This window comes from Capnocytophaga sp. oral taxon 864, assembly GCF_002998835.1.
Lineage (GTDB): Bacteria > Bacteroidota > Bacteroidia > Flavobacteriales > Flavobacteriaceae > Capnocytophaga > Capnocytophaga ochracea.
On sequence record NZ_CP027232.1, the window covers coordinates 70,334 to 91,793 of the forward strand.

The 21,460-nt window shown below is 41.0% G+C and carries 19 protein-coding genes; 11 read left to right on the top strand and 8 right to left on the bottom strand.

All coding sequences use genetic code 11. From position 1 onward, the window contains the following. Window positions 1–58 precede the first annotated feature (58 nt). Window positions 59–1,369, top strand: a complete 1,311-nt coding sequence (locus C3V44_RS00320; protein ID WP_106095138.1) for a phenylacetate--CoA ligase family protein — start codon at window positions 59–61, stop codon at window positions 1,367–1,369. A gap of 6 nt (window positions 1,370–1,375) precedes the next feature. Then, on the top strand, window positions 1,376–1,993 hold the full coding sequence (locus tag C3V44_RS00325; protein WP_106095139.1) for a hypothetical protein: 618 nt from the start codon (window positions 1,376–1,378) through the stop codon (window positions 1,991–1,993). Window positions 1,994–2,038: 45 nt separating this feature from the next. Here the strand turns inward: C3V44_RS00325 and C3V44_RS00330 are convergent, their stop codons facing one another. The 4 genes from C3V44_RS00330 to C3V44_RS00345 all read right to left on the bottom strand — a co-directional run bounded on the left by C3V44_RS00330 (window position 2,039) and on the right by C3V44_RS00345 (window position 5,038). After that, window positions 2,039–2,635 carry a hypothetical protein gene (locus C3V44_RS00330; RefSeq protein ID WP_254425443.1) on the bottom strand — a complete coding sequence of 199 codons (597 nt, stop codon included), beginning with the start codon at window positions 2,633–2,635 and terminating at the stop codon, window positions 2,039–2,041. Further along, entirely contained in the window at window positions 2,632–3,282 is a 651-nt protein-coding gene (locus C3V44_RS12145) for a hypothetical protein (RefSeq protein WP_254425444.1), read from the bottom strand. Before C3V44_RS12145 ends, C3V44_RS00330 begins: the two co-directional genes overlap by 4 nt. 75 nt (window positions 3,283–3,357) lie before the next feature. Further along, the gene (locus tag C3V44_RS00340) at window positions 3,358–3,807 is read right to left on the bottom strand and encodes a thioesterase family protein (RefSeq protein WP_106095140.1); all 450 of its coding nucleotides are present in this window, start codon (window positions 3,805–3,807) and stop codon (window positions 3,358–3,360) included. After that, entirely contained in the window at window positions 3,782–5,038 is a 1,257-nt protein-coding gene (locus C3V44_RS00345) for an ABC transporter permease (RefSeq protein ID WP_106095141.1), read from the bottom strand. The genes C3V44_RS00340 and C3V44_RS00345 overlap by 26 nt, the downstream gene beginning before the upstream one ends. 153 nt (window positions 5,039–5,191) lie before the next feature. On the opposite strand from C3V44_RS00345, the gene typA reads away from it, so the two are divergent. Next, complete coding sequence (gene typA, locus C3V44_RS00350) at window positions 5,192–6,997, top strand: translational GTPase TypA (protein ID WP_009410703.1); 1,806 nt, start codon at window positions 5,192–5,194, stop codon at window positions 6,995–6,997. 152 nt (window positions 6,998–7,149) lie between these two features. Here typA and rpsA read toward each other — a convergent pair whose 3' ends face one another. The 3 genes from rpsA to alaS all read right to left on the bottom strand — a co-directional run bounded on the left by rpsA (window position 7,150) and on the right by alaS (window position 12,396). Further along, on the bottom strand, window positions 7,150–8,910 hold the full coding sequence (rpsA, locus tag C3V44_RS00355) for a 30S ribosomal protein S1 (RefSeq protein ID WP_002672939.1): 1,761 nt from the start codon (window positions 8,908–8,910) through the stop codon (window positions 7,150–7,152). A gap of 289 nt (window positions 8,911–9,199) precedes the next feature. Further along, window positions 9,200–9,763, bottom strand: coding sequence for an ACP phosphodiesterase (locus C3V44_RS00360; RefSeq protein WP_106095142.1), 564 nt, complete (start codon window positions 9,761–9,763; stop codon window positions 9,200–9,202). Next, window positions 9,763–12,396, bottom strand: a complete 2,634-nt coding sequence (gene alaS / locus C3V44_RS00365) for an alanine--tRNA ligase (RefSeq protein WP_106095143.1) — start codon at window positions 12,394–12,396, stop codon at window positions 9,763–9,765. The genes C3V44_RS00360 and alaS overlap by 1 nt, the downstream gene beginning before the upstream one ends. Before the next feature lie 778 nt (window positions 12,397–13,174). Here alaS and C3V44_RS00370 point away from each other — a divergent pair. From C3V44_RS00370 to C3V44_RS00385, 4 genes are all read left to right on the top strand, one after another. Then, complete coding sequence (locus C3V44_RS00370; RefSeq protein WP_106095144.1) at window positions 13,175–13,789, top strand: TetR/AcrR family transcriptional regulator; 615 nt, start codon at window positions 13,175–13,177, stop codon at window positions 13,787–13,789. 219 nt (window positions 13,790–14,008) lie between these two features. After that, complete coding sequence (locus C3V44_RS00375) at window positions 14,009–15,301, top strand: TolC family protein (RefSeq protein ID WP_106095145.1); 1,293 nt, start codon at window positions 14,009–14,011, stop codon at window positions 15,299–15,301. Next, window positions 15,298–16,227: an HlyD family secretion protein gene (locus C3V44_RS00380; protein WP_106095146.1), complete on the top strand. Its 930-nt coding sequence runs from the start codon at window positions 15,298–15,300 to the stop codon at window positions 16,225–16,227. The genes C3V44_RS00375 and C3V44_RS00380 overlap by 4 nt, the downstream gene beginning before the upstream one ends. A gap of 113 nt (window positions 16,228–16,340) precedes the next feature. After that, the gene (locus C3V44_RS00385) at window positions 16,341–16,898 is read left to right on the top strand and encodes a hypothetical protein (protein ID WP_106095147.1); all 558 of its coding nucleotides are present in this window, start codon (window positions 16,341–16,343) and stop codon (window positions 16,896–16,898) included. Between the two features lie 8 nt (window positions 16,899–16,906). Here C3V44_RS00385 and C3V44_RS00390 read toward each other — a convergent pair whose 3' ends face one another. Continuing rightward, window positions 16,907–17,236 carry a multidrug efflux SMR transporter gene (locus C3V44_RS00390; RefSeq protein ID WP_106095148.1) on the bottom strand — a complete coding sequence of 110 codons (330 nt, stop codon included), beginning with the start codon at window positions 17,234–17,236 and terminating at the stop codon, window positions 16,907–16,909. A 92-nt stretch (window positions 17,237–17,328) separates the two neighbouring features. On the opposite strand from C3V44_RS00390, the gene C3V44_RS00395 reads away from it, so the two are divergent. From C3V44_RS00395 to C3V44_RS00410, 4 genes are all read left to right on the top strand, one after another. Further along, the gene (locus C3V44_RS00395; RefSeq protein WP_106095149.1) at window positions 17,329–18,234 is read left to right on the top strand and encodes an ABC transporter ATP-binding protein; all 906 of its coding nucleotides are present in this window, start codon (window positions 17,329–17,331) and stop codon (window positions 18,232–18,234) included. Window positions 18,235–18,349: 115 nt separating this feature from the next. Beyond that, window positions 18,350–19,084, top strand: a complete 735-nt coding sequence (locus C3V44_RS00400; protein WP_053580860.1) for an ABC transporter ATP-binding protein — start codon at window positions 18,350–18,352, stop codon at window positions 19,082–19,084. A 14-nt stretch (window positions 19,085–19,098) separates the two neighbouring features. Next, on the top strand, window positions 19,099–20,229 hold the full coding sequence (locus tag C3V44_RS00405; protein ID WP_106095150.1) for an ABC transporter permease: 1,131 nt from the start codon (window positions 19,099–19,101) through the stop codon (window positions 20,227–20,229). Window positions 20,230–20,236: 7 nt separating this feature from the next. Next, a complete protein-coding gene (locus C3V44_RS00410; protein WP_106095151.1) occupies window positions 20,237–21,355 on the top strand; it encodes an ABC transporter permease in 1,119 nt (372 codons plus the stop codon). Window positions 21,356–21,460 lie beyond the last annotated feature (105 nt).

The following is a 21,460-nucleotide window of genomic DNA, read 5'->3' on the forward strand; positions in this document are numbered from 1 at the left end:
CAAAGGTGTGAGTCGCACGGGCATTAGAACCTTTGGTAAAGTTTTATTAACAAAAATAATGAGTGCACTTATTCCAACCATAGAAACCCAATCGGAAGCCGAGATTATCGCTTTTCAAGAAGAAAAACTGCGAGAGCTATTGCAATATCTCAATGAAAAATCGGTTTTTTATCAAAATCTCTTCCGCAAGCACCATATCCGTATAGAGGATATCCGCACCCTTGCCGATTTACAAAAAATACCCACAACCCATAAAGACGATTTGCAACGCGAGAATGATGCTTTTCTCTGCGTACCTAAAACTGCTATTGTAGACTATGCTTCAACCTCAGGTACTATGGGAACGCCTGTTACTTTCGGTCTCACCGATAAGGATTTAGACCGTTTGGCGTACAACGAAGCTATCTCATTGGCTTGTGCAGGTATTCAAAAAGGCGATGTAGTCCAACTGATGACCACTATCGACCGCCGTTTTATGGCAGGATTGGCTTATTTCTTAGGCATACGCAAAATGGGGGCAAGCATCATTAGGGTAGGGGCAGGAATACCCGAATTGCAATGGGATTCTATCCGATTGTACGAACCTAAATACCTTATTGCGGTTCCTTCCTTTGTGCTGAAAATGATAGAATATGCCGAAAAGAATGGTATCGACTATCGCGCTTCTTCCGTAAAAGGAGTGGTGTGTATAGGTGAGGCATTGCGCAATCAGGATTTTAGCCCTACACTCTTAGCGAAAAAGATTACCGAAAAATGGCAGGGATTGCAACTCTACTCCACTTATGCTTCTACCGAAATGAGCACTACTTTCACCGAGTGTGAACACCAACACGGAGGGCATCACCACCCTGAGCTCATCATCACCGAGGTATTAGACGACGAAGGACGCCCCGTACCCGATGGTGAGAGTGGAGAGCTCACGATCACTACTTTGGGAGTGGAAGGTATGCCATTGTTGCGTTTTCGAACAGGCGATATAGTAGCGATGCACAGTACCCCTTGTAAGTGCGGGCGACATACGGCACGAGTGAGTCCTGTATTGGGTCGCAAACAGCAGATGATTAAATACAAAGGAACGACTCTCTACCCACCAGCCCTAATGGATTTGCTTACGGGGTTTGAAGCCATAGAGAATTACATTATAGAAATCAATACCAATGATATCCTCACCGATGAAATTCTCATCAAAATAGGGACAAAAAAACCTACCGAAGCTCTTCGCGAGCAAATAAGTCATCACTTCCGTGCTAAACTTAGGGTAGTTCCTAAGATTGAGTTCTGCGATATAGCCCTCATTGAGCAGCAGCTCTATCCGTTGGGCAGTCGCAAACCGATGAAATTTGTAGACAAACGCAAACCATTAAATTAATTATATATGAAGACAAAAAATCTATTAGCTGTCTTATTTTTGTGCGTTACCTTAGCTGTAACAGCGCAAGATTTTCAAGAAGAAAGAGGTAATTTATCTTTTCTAAAAGATCAAAAAGTCGTGAATGTAGAGTTCAAATACGATAATTTGCGACTAATGAAAGACAATGTTACCGAAAAAGAATACGTAGATGAACGTCGTGAATTTCTTAACAACAGGAATAAAGGTGAGGGAGATAATTGGCTGAAGAAATGGGAAGGAGCGAGAGAAACCTTTTGGGAGCCTAAATTTTTAGATTTGATGAGACGTACAGTTACTGAATCTAAAGGAATTGCATTTCAAAAAGATGCTCCTCAAGCAGCCTATACCCTTATTGTAGATGCCCAATGGATATATCCAGGATGGGATGCTTGGGTAATGAAACAAAAAGCCAAAGTAACTACTGTACTCAGTTTTGTAGAAACAAATAACAGAGAAAATGTACTATACCAAATACGCTCTATCGAAGCCCCAGGCGACCAAATAGGACATAATTACAGTAATGAGTTGCGTATAGGAGAAGGCTTTGAGAAAACCGCTAAATCCTTTGGAAAGCTCATCATCAAACGCCTTAAAAAAAAATAATAATAATTACAACACTTTTAACCTCAATACACTTTGTCAAAGTCTCTAAGACTTTGACAAAGTTTTTTTTGTTTTAGCTTTTATTTTTCGATACTTCTCTCTCTTTTCAGCTATAGCATCTTCTAAACTTATCATTTTTGAATCTAAATAGATTCGGTTGAAAGCGAAAAGTCCTTTTTCTATTTCTCGAGCTGTTTTGCCATATTGCTTAGCAAGGTTTCTAATTTTAGTTAAATATCTTTCCCAATTTTCAATGGTAATGTCTACCCAATCAATTTCACCAAGGTCTTCTAAAGCACATACACAACGAACATCAATAATAGGATAGTTATTATCTCTATCTGTTACACTTAAAATTGCAGAAGCGACCGGAATTCTTACACCTTTGAGTTCTGTAAGCTTCTCTATTTTTTTCTTTTCGTCACTTTCTGCAAAGGCTTCTCGGGTGATTTTCTTTACAAGAGTTGCATCGTTGGAATCATATCTTTTTTTAGCACGGCGTGATTTCCACAAGCAAATTTGCATAAATTGTTCTTTTTTGAGATAGCCTTTTTTACGCCATTTTTTTCCACGTTTGTAAAGTTCTTTTTCTACATCGTAAGACTTTATGTAGAAGTCTAATTTTTCAATAAATTCATTCATTTTAATTCTTTTAGTACTTTATTTTTTAAAAGTGAAAATTTCTCATAAGAATTGTAAGGAGTTTCTTCTTTAACTCTTTCACTATATGCATCGAATAATTTTTTTAGTTCTTCATTAGATATGTCTGCCATTTTGCCTACAAAGTAGAAAAAAAGACATTGGTCATAAAGGTAAGGTTTAGTCTCTATATTTTCTTGAACTACCCAATTGTATACTTTTTTGATGTCATAACATTCATTGAGAAAAGGTATCATAATAGTTTTATAATATTCTTCCCATTCTTCAAAAAGTTCCTCGGGCTCTTTATAACGTATCATAGTGTGTTTTCTAAGTTCCTCAGGTGTCAAACGTCTACCAAAAGAATATTTGTCTGGGATCTCAGAAAAAGTACACCCTATTAATTCACTGTGAAAAGGGCTAATACCCAATGCTTTCAACTGCTCTAAAACTAAGAGATTCCGATAGTTTACGTAGGTTGTGAACCTATTTCTCATAAAGCGGAGTGCAATTTCAAATTGGTGATTTTCCTCTGTTCTAGTAAAATATATAAAAGAAGGTCTATCATCTTTATCTGCCTCATATCCTTCGTCAGTTAATTTTGTATAAACCTTTTTTACAAATCCTTCCAAATATATAACCGTTCTCATTGTAGAATGATTTTTCGCCAAAAGTAAGAAAAATAACCTTCAAAAACAAGAAAAAGCTATTTTTTTTGATAATTATCAATCGTCACTTATCACTTTTTTCTCCCATTCTTCAAAAAACTTAGGTTTGTACAGTGATAAGCTATTATCTTTTAATGAAGTAAATACCTGTACAGTTTCTCCCGTACAAACCAATTCATTGGCTTCGTTGTAGATAAAATACTGAAAGATGAGTTTCGCTACATTAGAGGGAATATAGTGAGTTTCAATGCGTAAGCGTTCGCCATAGCGCACCATTTTCTTGTGTTCACATACGCTCTTCACAATAGGTGTTGCATAGCCTTTGCGCTCTACATCAAGGTAAGAAATGCCGTACTTTCTCCCAAACGCCTCACGTCCGTCTTCAAAGTATTTGATGTAGTTGCCGTGCCATACAATACCAAGTGGGTCGGTTTCGCTAAAGCGTACCGTAATAATAAGACTCTCTGATAAATTCGCGGGTTTATACGTTTCTTTTGGCTTTGTCATAATAAATAGAGATAAGTATACAACTGATGAAAAAGAGCAGTAAAGCTCCTATTTTAGGTAACAAACTACTCGCAGAACCTCCTCTTAGTAATACATCGTAGAAGGCTTGTAATCCCCAGTTCATAGGGGAAATATTAGAAAGTAATTGCATAATGTGGGGCATTGCAAAGGTAGGTATCCACACCCCACCAATGGCTGCAAAAAGTACCGTGAGGGTAGCTCCCAAGGGCGCTGATTGTTCTTGTGTTTTTGCCAAAGTTCCTAAGAGTACCCCCAATCCTATTGCCGAAAGCCCTGACACTATAGCGACTAACAACAATGGTAATAGTTTGCAGTTCACTTCTAACATTGGTAAGCCTAAGTAAGGAAATACAAACACGCCCATTACTACCATCAAAGCGAATTGCAATAGGCTAATCATCAGAAAAACAATGATTTTAGCGGTGAGCAATACCCAGTAGGGTAGGGGACTTGTGAAGAGTCGGAGTCCTGTGCCTTGTGTTTTTTCCTTTACAATGCTCGCCGATAGCGGTATGGTAATAAAGAAGATAGCAAAGAGAGCCCACGCGGGTACATTGTGCTGGGTAGTGTTGGGGATAGCAGCAGTAGCTGTATTAGGATTGATTTCTCTAAAACTCACTAATGCTTCAGTTTTAGGTAAACTTACCCCTTCCTCTAACTGACTCTCGAAAGCTTTATAAATAAACTGATTTTCTATTTGGTATAGCAATTTATCGATACCACTCTTCACACTTTCTTTAAACGAAGTCTGTAAAGTAGGATCAAAATAGAGGCGTATTTCTTTGGTAGTATAAGCCGTTTCAGTAGGTGTTATGGTCTCGCCTGCAAAAGTGTTGATAATCGTCTCAACGTTCTGTTGCACTTTAGTTTGCAAGCTGGAGGAGAGTTCAGCAGGAATTACAATAGCCAGTAGGTAGTTGCCTTTCAGCACCTGCTCACGCGCCATAGCTTCGCCAATAGGTTTTCCGTCCAGCGTTTTCACCATTTCGAAAGCACTTCCTTTTAAACTCTTACTGATATTTTTGGCAATTTCACCACCATCGTTATCCACTAACAGAACGGCTGTTTTCTGCTCACTGATATTCTTAAAAGCCCCGTCCTGCAAAAGCGTAATGGTTACCACCAATAGCAATGGCATTGCAAAGAGAATGATAAGTGCCCCCACATCGCGCAACAGTAATAAGGCTTCTTTTTTTATAGATTGAAACATAATGGTTTGAATAGGGGGCAAAGATAGTAAATAAATACCAAATGATTCCAATAATATTAGAAAAGGCAATAACTGTCAATTTACGAATTTGCTAAATTGCTAATTACTTCGTACTTTTGCACCCTCAATTTTTTTTAAACACAAATTATATCTATGACCGCTATTAGAAATATAGCTATTATTGCCCACGTAGACCACGGCAAAACTACCTTAGTAGACAAGATTTTACACCACTGCGCTCTCTTCCGCGAAAATCAAGATTCAGGCGAACTGATATTAGATAATAACGACCTCGAACGCGAACGAGGAATTACCATCCTCTCTAAAAACGTTTCAGTAGTCTATAAAGACATCAAAATAAACATTATCGATACACCTGGACACGCCGATTTTGGTGGGGAGGTTGAGCGTGTACTCAATATGGCTGATGGCGTGCTCTTGCTTGTTGATGCTTTTGAAGGTCCTATGCCTCAAACGCGCTTTGTACTCCAAAAGGCTATAGAGATGAAGTTGAAACCCATTGTGGTAATCAACAAAGTTGATAAAGAAAACTGTACTCCTGATGAGGTACACGAAGCTGTATTCGATCTTATGTTTGAACTCGGTGCTGAAGATTGGCAGTTAGATTTTCCTACGGTATATGGTTCAGCTAAACAAAATTGGATGTCAGAAGATTGGCATAAGAGAACTGATAGTATTGCACCCCTACTCGATATGGTGGTAAAGTATATTCCAGCTCCTCAAATAGAAGAAGGTAGCTTGCAAATGCTTATTACTTCATTGGATTATTCTAGTTTTACTGGACGTATTGCTATTGGTCGTTTGCACCGTGGTACCCTAAAATCGGGTATGAATATTTCATTAGTAAAACGCGACGGAACTATTGTAAAATCTAAAATTAAAGAGCTACACCTCTTTGATGGTTTAGGACGTAAGAAAGTAGAAGAAGTACAAGCAGGCGACATTTGTGCGATTGCAGGCTTAGAAGGCTTTGAAATTGGTGATACTATCGCCGATTACGAAAAACCCGAAGCACTTCCTACTATTGCTATCGATGAACCTACTATGAGTATGCTCTTCACTATCAACGATTCTCCTTTCTTTGGTAAAGACGGGAAGTTTGTAACCTCTCGCCATATCAAAGAACGATTAGAGCGTGAATTAGAAAAAAACCTTGCTTTACGCGTAGAACCTACTGATAGTGCCGATAAGTTTATTGTTTATGGTCGTGGGGTATTGCACCTCTCTGTACTCATTGAAACAATGCGTCGTGAAGGTTATGAATTGCAAATTGGTCAGCCACAAGTTATCATCAAAGAGATTGATGGAGTGAAATGCGAACCTATAGAAGAACTTACTATTGATTTGCCTGAGAATGTAAGTGGTAAAGCAGTAGATTTAGTCACCCTTCGCAAAGGCGAAATGCTAAGTATGGAACCTAAAGGTGAACGTATGATTATTAAGTTTATCATTCCTTCTCGCGGTATCATTGGTTTGCGTAACCAATTACTCACAGCTACTGCTGGTGAAGCTATTATTCACCACCGTTTTTTGGAGTTCCAACCTTTCAAAGGTGAAATAGCAGGGCGTATTAATGGTTCGCTTATTTCTATGGAACAAGGCACTGCTATTCCTTATTCTCTCGACAAATTGCAAGACCGAGGCAAATTCTTCATCTTTCCTGGTGAAGATATTTATACAGGACAAGTAATCGGTGAAAACTCTCGTAGTGGAGATATAGTAGTAAATGTAACGAAGACTAAAAAACTTACTAACGTACGTGCTGCGGGCTCTGATGAAAAAGTAAAATTAGCACCGCCTATTAAGTTTTCTTTAGAAGAAGCCTTGGAATATATCCAAAAAGATGAGTATGTAGAAGTAACTCCTAAAAATATGCGCTTACGTAAAATCTACTTAGATGAGAATGAACGCAAACGCCACGAAAAGGAGTTTAAATAATCTCCAATATTTAATAAAAGAAAGCCTCAGTGTATAAAAACACTGAGGCTTTCTTTTATGAATAATAGATATATGATAAATAATAAAAAAAGTCGTCACTTCCCAGCAACGACTTTTCCTCATTAAAACAAAAAATTATGAAAAAAACTAAATTACTTCTCTTTTTCCATCTTGTCTTTCAACTCTTGTAATGCTTCAAGATCACCAAGTGTTGATTTTTCGACTGTAGATGAGCTGGTATTTACAGCAGCTTCTTTGGCTATTTTCTCTTCTTCTTCTTTGAAGATAGCAGTGTGAGAAGCTACTACACGTTTAAATTCTTTGTTAAATTCAATCACTTTGAAATCAGCAGTGTCTCCTTTGCCCAATTTCTTTCCGTCTTCTTTTTCTAAGTGACGTGAAGGAACAAACGCTAAGATATCGTCGTTGAAAGGAACAGTAGCACCTTTGTCTACCATTTTAGAAATAGTACCTTTGTGAACTGTACCTACCGCAAATTCAGTTTCGTATTTGTCCCAAGGGTTAGGAGTGGTTTGCTTGTGTCCTAATGACAATTTGTGTCCTTCGGCATCTAATTCAAGTACTACTACTTCAATCTTATCACCAGAGTTTACAAATTCTGATGGGTGTTTAATTTTCTTAGTCCAAGAAAGGTCGGTGATGTGAATAAGACCGTCGATACCTTCTTCGAGTTCTACGAATACACCGAAATTAGTGAAATTGCGAACAGTACCTGTATGTTTAGAACCTACTGGATATTTTTCAGTGATGTTAATCCAAGGGTCTGGGGTAAGTTGTTTAATACCCAAAGACATTTTGCGCTCGTTGCGGTCGAGAGTCAAGATAACAGCTTCTACTTCGTCGCCGAGTTTTACGAAATCTTGAGCAGAACGCAAGTGAGTACTCCAAGACATTTCAGAAACGTGGATAAGACCTTCTACACCATCAGCGATTTCTACGAAAGCACCATAGTCGGCAATTACCACTACTTTACCTTTTACTTTATCGCCTACTTTAAGGTCATCAGCAAGAGCGTCCCAAGGGTGTTTGCTAAGCTGTTTTAAACCTAATTGAATACGTGATTTGTTGTCGTCGAAATCGAGGATAACTACGTTCAATTTTTGGTCTACCGATACCACTTCGCTTGGGTGATTGATACGAGCCCAAGAAAGGTCGGTGATGTGAATCAATCCGTCTACGCCACCAAGGTCTACAAATACACCGTAAGAAGTGATATTTTTCACAACTCCTTCGAGTACTTGTCCTTTTTCGAGCTGACTGATGATTTCTTTCTTCTGTTCTTCGATATCTGCTTCGATGAGCGCTTTGTGAGAAACCACTACGTTTTTGAACTCGTGATTTACTTTCACAATCTTGAATTCCATTGTTTTGTTTACGAATTGTTCGTAATCGCGGATAGGTTTCACATCAATTTGAGAACCAGGTAAGAATGCTTCGATGCCAAATACATCTACTATCATACCGCCTTTGGTACGGCTTTTTACAAAACCGTTTACGATTTCGCCGTTTTCGTGTGCCAAGTTAATTCTATCCCAAGCTTTAAGCGTACGTGCTTTGCGGTGTGAAAGTACTAACTGACCGTTTTTATCCTCACGGATATCGATAAGCACTTCTACTTTGTCACCTACTTTGAGGTTCGGATTGTAGCGGAACTCGTTAAGAGAGATAACGCCTTCTGATTTAGCGTTGATGTCGATAATCGCTTCTCTGTCAGTGATGCGAGTTACTACTCCTTCTACTACTTCATTGTCTTGAGTGTCAACGAAATTGTTTTTAACCAATTCTTCGAAGTTTTTTAATTGGTCTTCTTGTACGCTGTCAATACCTTCTTGGTACTTGTCCCAATCAAAGTTCTGTAAGAACTCTTCTGGATTTTGAGTGTTTTCAGCCATTTGCTGATAATAAAATTTGTATTTCCTAATTAGGAACGAGAGTATTTTAGTAGGGTTATTTCTAATAGGAAAGAATGAAACAATAATGATAAATTAATACTCTATGCCCTTAAAAAATTATGGCAAAATTACAAATAATCTTTGAATTAGCCAAATAATTTTATGATTTTTGAAGATGTTTTTTTATTTGTAACTGTGTATCTATTTGTTTATTAGATAATTATATGGATATTGTGTTAAGTGGAAATATTACTAAGAAACAATCGATTCTACTGAAAAGTTTTTGTAATTACATCATTTGTATTTCTTTAAAGAACTGAGTAAATTCTTCTTCATATAATTTTTCATCTCTTTTTAAATCTTCTATGGCATATTGCATTTTCGAAACGAAGCCTGTACGCCTATCCATTCGGTATAATATGGAAGAGATGCCTTCAAAGGTTTGATAGCTTTCTAACCAACGTTCGGCAATGATGTATTTACTCAAAGTTTGAGCTTTATTGTTGAGCAAGTGTTGATGGCGTTCTAAGGCATCGTAAAAGTGCTGAACATATTGTTCTAAGGATTTATCGGAATATTCTTTCCAATGTTTAGCAAGACAATAATCGTAAAAAATATCTACCAGCACCCCTGCATAATGGTTGTAAGTAGGTACCAATCGGTGTTTACTTTTCCGGAAAATGGCGTGTGCATCAGTGAAAGTATCTATTCTCCGATGTAATAAAATACCCCGTTGCATTGCTTCGGGGTATTGTAAGTATTCTTTGCCTCGTACGGTATCGGCGATAAAGTTGCCAATAGTGAGCAGTTCATCGCCTTCGCCTGAAAGGTAAATATGAGCCAAAAAATTCATTATAAATAATCTTTTACCTTAGAAAGTGCTTCGGTAATACCACTGGGGTTTTTACCTCCTGCGGTTGCAAAGAATGGCTGTCCGCCACCTCCTCCGTGAATGTATTTGCCCAGTTCTCGTACTATCTTACCAGCATCTAATCCTTTGGCTTGTGCCAATTCTTTATTGATATAGCATAACAAGAGTGCTTTGCCTTCTTCGTGAGCTGATGCAAAGAATATAAAAGCATTTTTTACCTCATTACCTAACTCGAAAGCAAGGTCTTTGAGAGTTGCCACTTCTGCATCTACTTGTTTTACGAGACACTGAACACCATTTACTTCTGTAAATTCAGCTTTGATGCTTGTTTTAAGTTGCTTAGCTTGCTCTTTTCTCAACTGTTCAAGTTCCTTGTGTAAAGCTGCATTTTCTTCTTGCAAGTGCCTAATCGCTTTTACAGGGTCTTGCGCGTTTTTCAGTGTTTCTTTTATTTGTTCTACCAGCTGTTCTTGTTCTGTAAAATACATCATAGCTCCTCCACGGGTAATCGCTTCAATACGGCGAATACCTGCTGCTACTGCACCTTCTGAGATGATTTTGAAATACCAAATATCGCCTGTGTTCTTTACGTGAGTTCCCCCACAAAGCTCTTTGCTATCACCAAACTGAATCATACGCACACGGTCGCCGTACTTTTCACCAAAGAGTGCCATAGCTCCTGATTCCACTGCTTGTTGCATAGAAATATTACGATGCTCTTGCAAAGGAATTTTCTCAAAAATACGTCTGTTTACCAATTGCTCTACCTTTTTGAGCTCTTCCTCAGTAAGTTTAGCAAAGTGTGAGAAGTCGAAGCGCAAAGTTTCAGGAGCTACACGAGAGCCCTTCTGTTCAACGTGTGTACCCAACACTTCGCGTAGAGCTTGGTGTAATAGGTGGGTAGCACTGTGGTTAGCTTCTGCCATTTCACGTGATATTGAATGTACTTCTGCTTTGAAAGGGTCGTTTAAATTAGTAGGCAGGTGTTCTGAAATGTGAATGATAAGGTTATTTTCTTTTTTGGTATCTAAAATATAGATAAGCTCACCGTTAGCACTTTGTAGAGTACCTTTATCACCCACTTGTCCACCCCCTTCCGGATAGAAAGGAGTAGTGTTGAATACCAGCTGAAAATGAGTACCGTCTTTCTGACTTTCCACTCTGCGGTATTTCACCAATCGCACCACAGCCTCTAAGGTATCATAACCTATAAACTCCTCTTCATCGTCGTCGCGGAGTATTACCCAGTCGTCAGCTTTTATTTGAGCTGCTGCACGTGAACGCTCTTTTTGTTTTTGTAATTGTTCTTCAAAACTGGCTTCGTCCATAGTGAGCCCTTTCTCCGAAAGAATGAGCGCTGTCAAATCTTTGGGGAAGCCGTAAGTGTCGTATAATTCAAAGGCTTTACCGCCCGATAGTTGCTTGCCAGGACTGTTTTGTATCATTACATCAAGCATCAATAAACCTTGTTCAAGCGTGCGCAAGAAAGAGGCTTCTTCTTCTTTTATGACGCTCATAATCAGGAATTGCTGTTTCTCCAATTCGGGGAAAGTACCTCCCATTTGGTTAGAGAGTGTCTCTACTAATTTGTAGATAAACGGCTCTTTTTGGTTTAAGAAAGTAAAACCATAGCGAATAGCACGGCGCAAAATACGGCGTATCACATAACCAGCACCATTGTTAGAGGGCAACTGACCGTCGCTAATAGCAAAAGCCACAGCCCTAATATGGTCTGAAATCACACGAATCGCAATATTTACTTGTTCTTGTTCAGGAGTTACACGGTCGCCTGAGGTATATCTACTTTGGGTAATCTCTTCCACTTTGTGAATGAGTGGGGTAAACACATCGGTATCGTAATTTGATTGTTTCTTCTGCAATACCATACAGAGGCGTTCAAAACCCATACCTGTATCCACGTTGCGAGAAGGTAGTTTTTCGAGACTACCGTCGGCTTTGCGGTTGAACTCCATAAACACATTATTCCAAATCTCAATTACCTGAGGGTGGTCGTTATTCACAAGGTCGCGACCTGGCACTTTCGCTTTCTCTTCTTCCGAACGAATGTCCACGTGAATTTCGGTACAAGGACCACAAGGACCTTGGTCACCCATTTCCCAAAAGTTATCTTTTTTATTTCCGAGAAGTATATGGTTTTCAGCAATCCGTTCTTTCCATATATCATAGGCTTCTTGGTCAAAAGGCACGCCGTCTTCTTCACTGCCTTCAAAAACGGTTACATAGAGGTTTTCTTTAGGAATTTTGTATATTTCGGTGAGCAATTCCCACGCCCAGCTAATGGCTTCTTTTTTGAAGTAATCGCCAAACGACCAGTTGCCAAGCATCTCAAACATCGTGTGGTGATACGTGTCGCGACCTACCTCTTCCAAATCGTTGTGCTTCCCCGATACGCGCAAACACTTTTGAGTATCGGCTACGCGTTTGTATTTAGGTTTAGCATTACCAAGGAAGAACTCTTTAAATTGGTTCATACCAGCGTTGGTAAACATCAGGGTAGGGTCGTTTTTAACCACCATAGGAGCCGAGGGGACAATAGTGTGCCCTTTGCTTTCAAAGAATTTTAGGAATTGTTCTCTTATTTCTTGCGAAGTCATATATTTTTAACTAACGATTGACAGTTAATAATTAACATTTTCAGGGCGCAAAGGTACGAACTAATTAGCAAATTCACAAATTTGCTAATCTGCTAATTTTCCCCTCAGCTTTAACTGAGCAATCCCCAGAATAATGATGTTTTACAAAAGAATTATCTTTGCTAAATCTGTGTAATCCGTGAAGTCTTTGCAAGACTTTCGGGTAGCTTACTGACTATTTGTTTTATTTGTAAAAATTTGTAAGATTTCTGTAGCGTAAGCTACACTCTTCTCACATCAATTAATTGAACCCTTGATTGATATTAGTAACATTCTAAATTCAATTGTTATTCAGTTAGTATTCAATTAATCTTTGGTCAGTCTTCATTGTAGAGCCACTGTAGAGCCACTGTAGAGCCACTGTAGAGCCACTGTAGAGCCACTGTAGAGCCACTGTAGAGCTACTGTAGAGCTACTGTAGAGCTACTGAAAAGCCACTCATTCTTTAATTATTCTATAAGCTTTGTATAATCCTCTCCCAATTTCACTATTCATCATTAACCATTAATTATTAACCATTAACTACGCTTCTCATTTGCTAATTCTCTAATTTTCTAATTCTCTAATTTGCTAATTCTCTAATTTTTCACCTACCCATAGGTTTTTATTTATATATGTAAATATATGACTTTTAGATTGTTACTACTACCTACGTACTATGTAAATTAAATTTTTGTTCTAACCATTTGGTTAATTCAAAAACTCGTTGTACCTTTGCCCCCGAAAATCAGAAGTAACGATGAAGAAGACAAAAGATATAAGCACCGAAGAACGCATCAAAGCCGCTGCCCGCAAAGTCTTTCATCAGAAAGGTTTTGCAGGTACACGTACTCGCGACATCGCCGAAGAAGCGGGTATCAACCACGCAATGCTCAACTATTATTTTCGTAGTAAAGAAAAGCTCTTTGAAATGGTAATGATGGAAACAATGGCGCAATTCTTTAAAGGAGTAAACCTTATGCTGAACGACGAAAGTACCTCTCTCGATGAGAAAATAGACCTCATCGTCTCTAACTACGTCGATTTACTCCTCAAAGAACCCGAATTACCTACCTTTATACTCAATGAGGTACGTCCTAACCCGCAAGTATTTGTAGAGCAAAACCCTATTAAAGAGGCACTTACTCACTCTGTGCTCACCCGTCAATATGCCGAAGCCGTAGCCCGTGGCGAAATCACAGAGCCTAACCTAATGCAAGCTATCCTAAATGTTATCGGGTTGGTGATATTTCCTTTCATTGCAAAACCTATCCTAACTTCAATTATCAACATACCCGAAGAACAGTACAAAGCCCTAATGCTCCAGCGTAAAACCCTTATCCCCCAATGGATTAAAGCGATGCTATGGAAATAATAATACGATTTCTCTTAAACAATTATCTTTGCGGATTGTCTCCCTTCGGGGGAACGGAGGCTAAATAACATTTTTTTTTATCTATACCCTAACCAAATGGTTAAACTAATTTATTAACACTATAATACCCCTAAAAGCCTTAATTCATCAGTCTTTTACTCTGTTTTATGGCTTGCCCCTCTCTTTCGGAGAGGGGGAACGGGGGTGAGGATTGCCACTATGAAACACCTTATCCTAACACTCACCGCATCTATAGCCCTCACTCTCACCGCGCAAGCGCAGGCTATCCTTTCTTTGGAGGACTGCTATCGTCTTACTCGTGAGAACTACCCCACCGTCAAAAAGCTCGATTTGGTAGCCAAAACCGAAGACTATACTCTTGCCAATGCCAATCGTGCTTACCTCCCACAGGTCTCTATCCTAGGGCAAGCCACTTACCAGTCGGAAGTAACCGACCTCTCTAAAACCATTGTAGGAGCACTCCCACTGCCTCCTAACGTCTCTTTGCCTACTATCGACAAGGAGCAATACAAGGTGGTGGGCGAAGTGAGCCAACTCCTATACGGGGGTGGTGCGATTCACAGTCAGAAGGCTATCGCCAAAGCTCAAAGTGCCGTGCAAGCACAAGCCGTCGAAGCCCAATTATACACCCTAAAACAACGCGTGAGCAACCTATATTTTGGGGTGCTCCTCATCGATGCCCAGTTATCGCAAAACCGCCTCAATATCGAAACGCTTGAGTCGCAACTTAAGAAGGCGGAAGTAGCCCTAAAAAACGGTACAACCCTCCCCAGCAATGTAGACGAGCTTAAAGCCGAAATCCTCCGCGTGACAATGCAAACCACCGAGTACGAAGCTACCCAAGTTACCTACTTGCAAATGCTGTCTACTTTCATAGGCAAAGAGCTCACCAGCGCTTCCCAGCTCGCACAGCCTGCGCCTCAATCCCAGTCTCAAACCCTAAGTACCGAGATTTTTCGTCCTGAACTCAAAGGGTTTCAGCTACAGGAATCGTTGCTTAAAGCGCAAGAAAAACAGCTCAGTAGCGAATATATACCTAAGCTCAGTGCGTTTTTTCAAGGTGGTTACGGGCGTCCCACACTCAATATGCTCAGCAACCAAGCTGATTTCTATTACATCACGGGGCTCCGTTTGCAGTGGAATCTAAGTCCGCTATACAACCTGTCGAGCAAGAGACATATTTTGCACCTGAACCGCGAAAGCCTCATAGCCGACCGCCAAGCCTTCTTGCTCAACACAAAACTCGAACTCACTCAGCAGTCCGAGCAACTCAAAAAGCTACAAAAGCTCATAGAACAAGATGAAGCATCAGTAACTCTGCGCCACTCTGTCGCCAAAGCAGCCGAAGTACAATTAGATAACGGGGTTATCACCACTCACGAATACTTGCAGAAAGTCAATGCTTGGCATCTTGCCCAGCAAACCCTTATCCTGCACCAAATACAACTCCTCCAAGCTCAAGAGAATCATCAATTAATTATAGGAAAATGAAAAAGATAGCACTTATTACCACATTGATAGCTTTAATAGCTTGCAATAATAAGAACAAATTCGACGCTTCTGGCAACTTCGAAGCCGACGAAGTCATTGTTTCTGCCCAACAGACGGGGCAACTCATCGACTACGAGGTAGAAGAAGGCAAAACTCTTACCGAAGGTCAAAAGGTCGGTCAGATAAACGTCGCTCTCCTCAAGATACAGAAAGAGCAGGTGGAAGCCACTATTGCCTCACTCAAAGAGAAAACCCAAAACCCTGCCGACCAGGTGGCACTCATTCGTAGCCAACTCGAAGTACAGCGCGCACAACTCGCCCAACAGGAACGTGAGCTTACACGTACACAAAACTTAGTACGTGGAGGGGCTGCTACACAAAAGCAATTGGACGACCTCTCCGCCCTCATCGACCAGCTTCGCAAGCAGATAGCCGTAACCGAAAACCAACTCAAGGTCAGTCTCACCAACATCAACACCCAGAACCGCAATGTATTAAGCCAAGAAGCCCCTCTGCAAAAGAATGCTCAGGCTGTTCAAGAGCAAATCAATCAGGGTGAAATCATCAACCCTATTGCGGGCACTGTGCTTACTAACTACGCCCTAAAAGGAGAAATGCAGACGTTCGGAAAGCCTCTCTATAAGATTGCTAATACTGATGTACTAACTCTCAAAGCCTATATTACGGGTGATCAACTATCTCAAATCAAATTAGGACAGCAAGTTACCGTGCGCACCGATGCCGGAAAAGGCGCATACCGCACCTATCAAGGCGAAATTATCTGGATATCCCAAGAGAGCGAGTTCACCCCAAAAACGATTCAAACCAAATCTGAACGCGCCAACCTCGTCTATGCTATCAAAGTAAAGGTTAAAAACGACGGCTTTTTAAAGATAGGAATGTACGGAGAAGTGCTATTCAAATAACCTCGCTCTACACCCCCCGCTGGCGCGAGCCTATGGCTCGTGTCTATCAAGAATAGAGCTTGTAGCTCACATTCTTAGCACATTTTTTGTAGCTTACTAACAAATACAACCCTATGTTAAAGAAATACGACAAAGTAATAGCAACGGTTTTCGCCCTGCTTACCATAGTTTTTATAGTAGTCTTTCTCACTAATGACTCCTTTTTTGAGTGGACTTTTGCGCGACATCACAATATATTGAGCTGGTATGTCCGTCCACTCTTTATCGTGCCTATGGTGTATTTTGCTTTGAGGAAATCGTATGCAGGAGTGTCATTGAGTATCTTTTGCCTATTTACCAGTATGTTTTGGTTCCCCACCCCACAACAAACCGACCCTAAGGTGCTCGGCTTCTTAGCCTACGAAATGGACTATCTCAAAGGCACGTGGGACACAAAAAAGATACTTTTCTCACTAAGTGTACCGCTTTTTTTCTATCTGTTGATAGTCTCAGCGTGGAAGAGAAAATGGCGCTTATTGCTCTACACCGTAGTGTTAGCTGCGTTTTTAAAACTGTTATGGAGTGTGGTGAGCAGTGGTGCAAGCGGTTGGTCAATAGCCAAACCCGCTCTTGTAGGACTGGTAATTTGTGTAGTATTTATTTTGATAACAAGAAGAAAAGATAAAAAATAAAGGGAAAATCAGTGCCCATTTGCCTTTGAAAAGAGGTTAATCACCACCACCCCAGCGATGATAAGCAGGGAACCCAATACAAAAGGCAAGTCTATTTTATTCTTAAAAACAAGAATACTCACAATGGCTGTCAGTACAATCCCTACCCCTGACCAGATAGCATAGGCTACCCCCAGTGAAATATTCTTGAGGGCTAAGGATAAAAAATAAAAACAAACACCATAAGACAACAGCGAGCCTACGGCAAATAACCTCTTGGTAAACTCTTCCGATTTACCTAAAAGAGCAGTGGCTAAGACTTCTAAAACAATCGCTAAAGTGAGGTATAGGTAATGCATATAAGTATAGTATCTAAATTCTTGGCAAAAGTACAACCTTTTTTAACAATAGAAAACAAAACAGCCTGTGTGGCTCACACCTAATTAATAAAATGACAAGCATAAGTATATATAATCTCAGCAAGTCCTACGGCAGTACCCACGCCGTCCAACACCTTTCCTTAGAAGTTAAAAAGGGCGAACTCTTTGGGCTCATAGGTCCCGATGGGGCGGGCAAAACCACCGTCTTTCGTATGCTCACTACCCTCCTCTTGCCTGATGAGGGCACAGCAAGCATCAAGGGTTGGGATATCATCAAGGATTATAAAGAAATCCGAAAGCACGTGGGCTATATGCCTGGGCGCTTCTCTCTCTACCAAGATCTCACTGTTGAGGAGAACCTCTCCTTCTTCGCTACCGTTTTTGGTACGACTATCGCCGAGAATTACGACCTTATTAAGGATATTTACGAGCAGATAAAGCCGTTTAGCAACCGTCGTGCGGGCAAGCTCTCAGGGGGTATGAAGCAGAAGTTAGCCCTATGTTGCGCGCTCATTCACAAGCCCAAAGTCCTTTTGTTAGACGAGCCCACCACGGGGGTAGATGTGGTTTCGCGCAAAGAGTTCTGGGAGATGCTGAAGAAACTAAAGGAGCAAGGCATCAGCATACTCGTTTCCACCCCTTATATGGACGAAGCCAGCCTATGCGACCGCATAGCCTTAATACAATCAGGCAAGGTACTATCCACCAGCACCCCCGAACAAATCATCGCTCAGTACCCCACCGCACTCTATGCTATCAAGGCTCCCGACCTGTACGCACTGCTTCAGCACCTGCGCGAGCACCCCAACATTGATAGCTGTTACCCCTTTGGCGAGTACCTACACGTTACTCTCAAGGAAAATACCAACATTCCCATATTCGAGCAACAGCTGAAAACCACCTTTCCCCACCTCGAATGGAAAGCCATTACCCCCACCATCGAGGACAGTTTTATAAGATTAATGGAAGAAAATTAAAGCAATATTTATCACCTTTCCGGCTTGTCCCCCTTTGGGGAAGTCTGCGACAGCAGAGTATGTGTGGGGGGTAATTTGCTAATTTTCACATTTGCTAATTTGCTAATTTAATAAGATGTACGCAATACACTGTCATAATCTAACAAAGCAATTCGGCGATTTCAAAGCCGTAAACAACATTTCCCTTACTGTTGAAAAAGGCGAAATCTTCGGCTTCCTCGGTGCCAATGGTGCGGGGAAAACCACCGCTATACGCATCTTCTGCGGACTCTCCTACCCTACCTCAGGCGAGGCTACCGTAGCAGGCTTTGATGTCTATCGAGAGCAAGAGCAGATAAAAAAGCACATCGGCTATATGAGTCAGAAGTTTTCGTTGTATGACAACCTCACCGTGCAGGAAAACATCACCTTCTACGGAGGCGTCTATGGCTTGAGTCGCAAGGAAATCAAAACCCGCAGTACCGACCTTATCACCAAGCTCGGTTTGGAGGCTGAAGCCAACAAACTCGTAGGGTCGCTACCTCTGGGCTGGAAACAGAAGCTCGCCTTCTCGGTGGCTATCTTTCATCGTCCCGAAATCGTGTTCTTAGACGAGCCTACCGGTGGCGTAGACCCGATAACGCGCCGACAGTTTTGGGATATGATATACGAAGCCTCGGCGCAGGGGATCACTGTATTCGTTACCACTCACTATATGGACGAAGCCGAATATTGTCACCGCATCAGCATAATGGTAGACGGCAAAGTGGAAGCAATGGATACGCCCACTCGCCTTAAATCACAGTTTAACACTCATTCAATGGACGAGGTGTTCTACCAACTCGCCCGTAAAGCAAAACGTAATGAATAACCCCGTAGGGGCGAATGGCAATTCGCTCACCTATTAATATGAAACAGCTCATCGCCTTTATACGCAAGGAATTCTATCACGTATTCCGCGACCGTCGCACGCTACTGATACTCTTTGGTATCCCTATAGCGCAGATTATCCTTTTCGGTCAAGCCCTCAGCAGCGAGGTCAAGAACATTGGTATCGCTGTATTAGATGAGGCAAACAACACTTATAGCCAAGAAATCACACACCGCTTGCAGTCAAGTCCGTATTTTAAGCTGAAAGACCCTCTGCTTCGTTACGATCAAGTAGAAGACCAATTCAAGCGTGGCACAATAAAAGCCGCGCTCATCTTCCCTCCCGATTTCGGCAAAGACCTCTACACACCCAGTGGCACCTTGCTACAACTCATCACCGATGGGAGCGACCCCAACACGGCTAAAACGGTGCAAAACTACTTCTCAACTATGGTAGCGAGCTATCAGCAAGAGCTGAACCCTGCTGTGCAACTACCCTACCAGATAACCATAGAAAACCGAATGCTGTACAACGAGGAGCAAAATGGCTCTATGAACTTCGTTCCTGGGGTAATCGCACTCGTCTTTATGATAGTGAGCACTGCCCTCACCTCGGTAGCGGTAGTGCGCGAAAAAGAGTTAGGCACTATGGAAATCCTTTTGGTATCGCCTTTCAAACCTATAATGATACTCATTGCCAAAGCTGTGCCTTACCTTATTCTCTCGCTCATCAACTTCACCGTGATACTCCTGCTATCGGTCTATATGCTCGATGTCCCGATACGTGGCAATCTGCTGTTGTTGTACGCCGAAAGCACCTTGTTTATCATCATCTGTTTGTCGTTGGGGCTACTCATATCCACCGTTACCGCTTCACAGCAGACGGCTATGCTCATCGCTATGATGGGAATGATGCTCCCTACGGCTTTCTTTACCGGCTTTATGTTCCCCATAGAGAATATGCCTCTTATCTTTCAGGGGATATCTAAAGTCTTCCCCTCAAGTTATTACTACAGTATCGTGAAGAAAGTAATGCTCAAAGGATTGGATTTTACTTATGTATGGAAAGAAACGCTGATATTAATAGCAATGGCAGTAGTTTTCTTAAGCCTTGCAATGAAGAAGTTTAAAATACGATTACAATAAAGAAGAAATGAAAGTATTAAGCTTTATACTCCAAAAAGAATTTAAGCAGATATTCCGAGATAAGACGATCTTGGCAATGATGTTTGTGGCACCTATCTTCCAACTGATTATATTGCCCTTAGTTGCCAATTTCGATGTGAAGAACATCAACCTCGTGTATATCGACCACGACCAAAGTACCTATTCTCACCAACTGATACAGAAGATTACTGCGTCAGGGTACTTTAAACTCGTAGAGGCTCCTTTCTCCTATAAGGAAGGTATCGCCCTGATAGAAGACGGCAAAGCTGATGTAGTTTTGGAAGTCCCCGAAGGTTTTGAGCGCAACCTCGTACGCGAAGGAAAGCAACCTCTCGGTGTCTCTATCGATGCGATTAACGGGAGTAAGTCGTCGTTAGGAGGGGCGTATTTGCTTTCGGTAATACGCGACTTCAACACCCAACTCGATGTAAATGTAAAAGCCCCTCAGCGCATAGGTAATGTAGCCAAAATCGGGGTGGAGAGTACCCATTGGTACAACCCCTATATGCAATATACACGCTACATTGTTCCAGGTATTTTAGCTATATTACTCACCATTATTGGGGGATTTCTTTCAGCACTCAATGTAGTCAAAGAAAAGGAGATAGGCACTATCGAGCAGATAAATGTAACGCCTATCAAGAAGTGGCAGTTTATATTAGGAAAGCTCATACCCTTTTTGGTAGTAGGGTTAATCCTCTTCACCTTGGGGCTTGTGGTGATGTATGTAGTCTATGGTATCTTCCCCGCAGGAAATCTACTCACTTTATACGCCTTTGCGATAATGTACCTCATCGCAATTCTCGGCTTCGGACTTCTGGTCTCCACCTATGCCGATTCACAGTTGCAAGCTATGTTTATCGCCTATTTCTTTATAATGATATTCCTTTTGATGAGCGGTTTCCTCACCAGTGTAGACAGTATGCCCGCTTGGAGTCAACAGGTGAGTAATGCTATTCCGGTAACCCATTTTGTGAATGCTGTCCGCTTAATTGTGCTCAAAGGCAGTAGTTTTGCACAATTACACATAGAGTTTTTGTATCTTGTAGGATTCGCTGTGCTGCTTAATAGTTGGGCTATTTGGAATTATAAGAAGACAAGCTAACATACTTCCTCATATAACCTCATATAATACAAGAGTTCCATCAAAAGTACTAATCTCATTGTACTCAATGATGGAACTTATCATTTTAATATTTTAGGAGAACAG

Bases quoted from the DNA above. Each gene is read 5' to 3' on its own strand.
- C3V44_RS00320 (WP_106095138.1), top strand. From the start codon at position 59: ATGAGTGCACTTATTCCAACCATAGAAACCCAATCGGAAGCCGAGATT.
- C3V44_RS00325 (WP_106095139.1), top strand. From the start codon at position 1,376: ATGAAGACAAAAAATCTATTAGCTGTCTTATTTTTGTGCGTTACCTTA.
- C3V44_RS00330 (WP_254425443.1), bottom strand. From the start codon at position 2,635: ATGAATGAATTTATTGAAAAATTAGACTTCTACATAAAGTCTTACGAT.
- C3V44_RS12145 (WP_254425444.1), bottom strand. From the start codon at position 3,282: ATGAGAACGGTTATATATTTGGAAGGATTTGTAAAAAAGGTTTATACA.
- C3V44_RS00340 (WP_106095140.1), bottom strand. From the start codon at position 3,807: ATGACAAAGCCAAAAGAAACGTATAAACCCGCGAATTTATCAGAGAGT.
- C3V44_RS00345 (WP_106095141.1), bottom strand. From the start codon at position 5,038: ATGTTTCAATCTATAAAAAAAGAAGCCTTATTACTGTTGCGCGATGTG.
- typA (WP_009410703.1), top strand. From the start codon at position 5,192: ATGACCGCTATTAGAAATATAGCTATTATTGCCCACGTAGACCACGGC.
- rpsA (WP_002672939.1), bottom strand. From the start codon at position 8,910: ATGGCTGAAAACACTCAAAATCCAGAAGAGTTCTTACAGAACTTTGAT.
- C3V44_RS00360 (WP_106095142.1), bottom strand. From the start codon at position 9,763: ATGAATTTTTTGGCTCATATTTACCTTTCAGGCGAAGGCGATGAACTG.
- alaS (WP_106095143.1), bottom strand. From the start codon at position 12,396: ATGACTTCGCAAGAAATAAGAGAACAATTCCTAAAATTCTTTGAAAGC.
- C3V44_RS00370 (WP_106095144.1), top strand. From the start codon at position 13,175: ATGAAGAAGACAAAAGATATAAGCACCGAAGAACGCATCAAAGCCGCT.
- C3V44_RS00375 (WP_106095145.1), top strand. From the start codon at position 14,009: ATGAAACACCTTATCCTAACACTCACCGCATCTATAGCCCTCACTCTC.
- C3V44_RS00380 (WP_106095146.1), top strand. From the start codon at position 15,298: ATGAAAAAGATAGCACTTATTACCACATTGATAGCTTTAATAGCTTGC.
- C3V44_RS00385 (WP_106095147.1), top strand. From the start codon at position 16,341: ATGTTAAAGAAATACGACAAAGTAATAGCAACGGTTTTCGCCCTGCTT.
- C3V44_RS00390 (WP_106095148.1), bottom strand. From the start codon at position 17,236: ATGCATTACCTATACCTCACTTTAGCGATTGTTTTAGAAGTCTTAGCC.
- C3V44_RS00395 (WP_106095149.1), top strand. From the start codon at position 17,329: ATGACAAGCATAAGTATATATAATCTCAGCAAGTCCTACGGCAGTACC.
- C3V44_RS00400 (WP_053580860.1), top strand. From the start codon at position 18,350: ATGTACGCAATACACTGTCATAATCTAACAAAGCAATTCGGCGATTTC.
- C3V44_RS00405 (WP_106095150.1), top strand. From the start codon at position 19,099: ATGGCAATTCGCTCACCTATTAATATGAAACAGCTCATCGCCTTTATA.
- C3V44_RS00410 (WP_106095151.1), top strand. From the start codon at position 20,237: ATGAAAGTATTAAGCTTTATACTCCAAAAAGAATTTAAGCAGATATTC.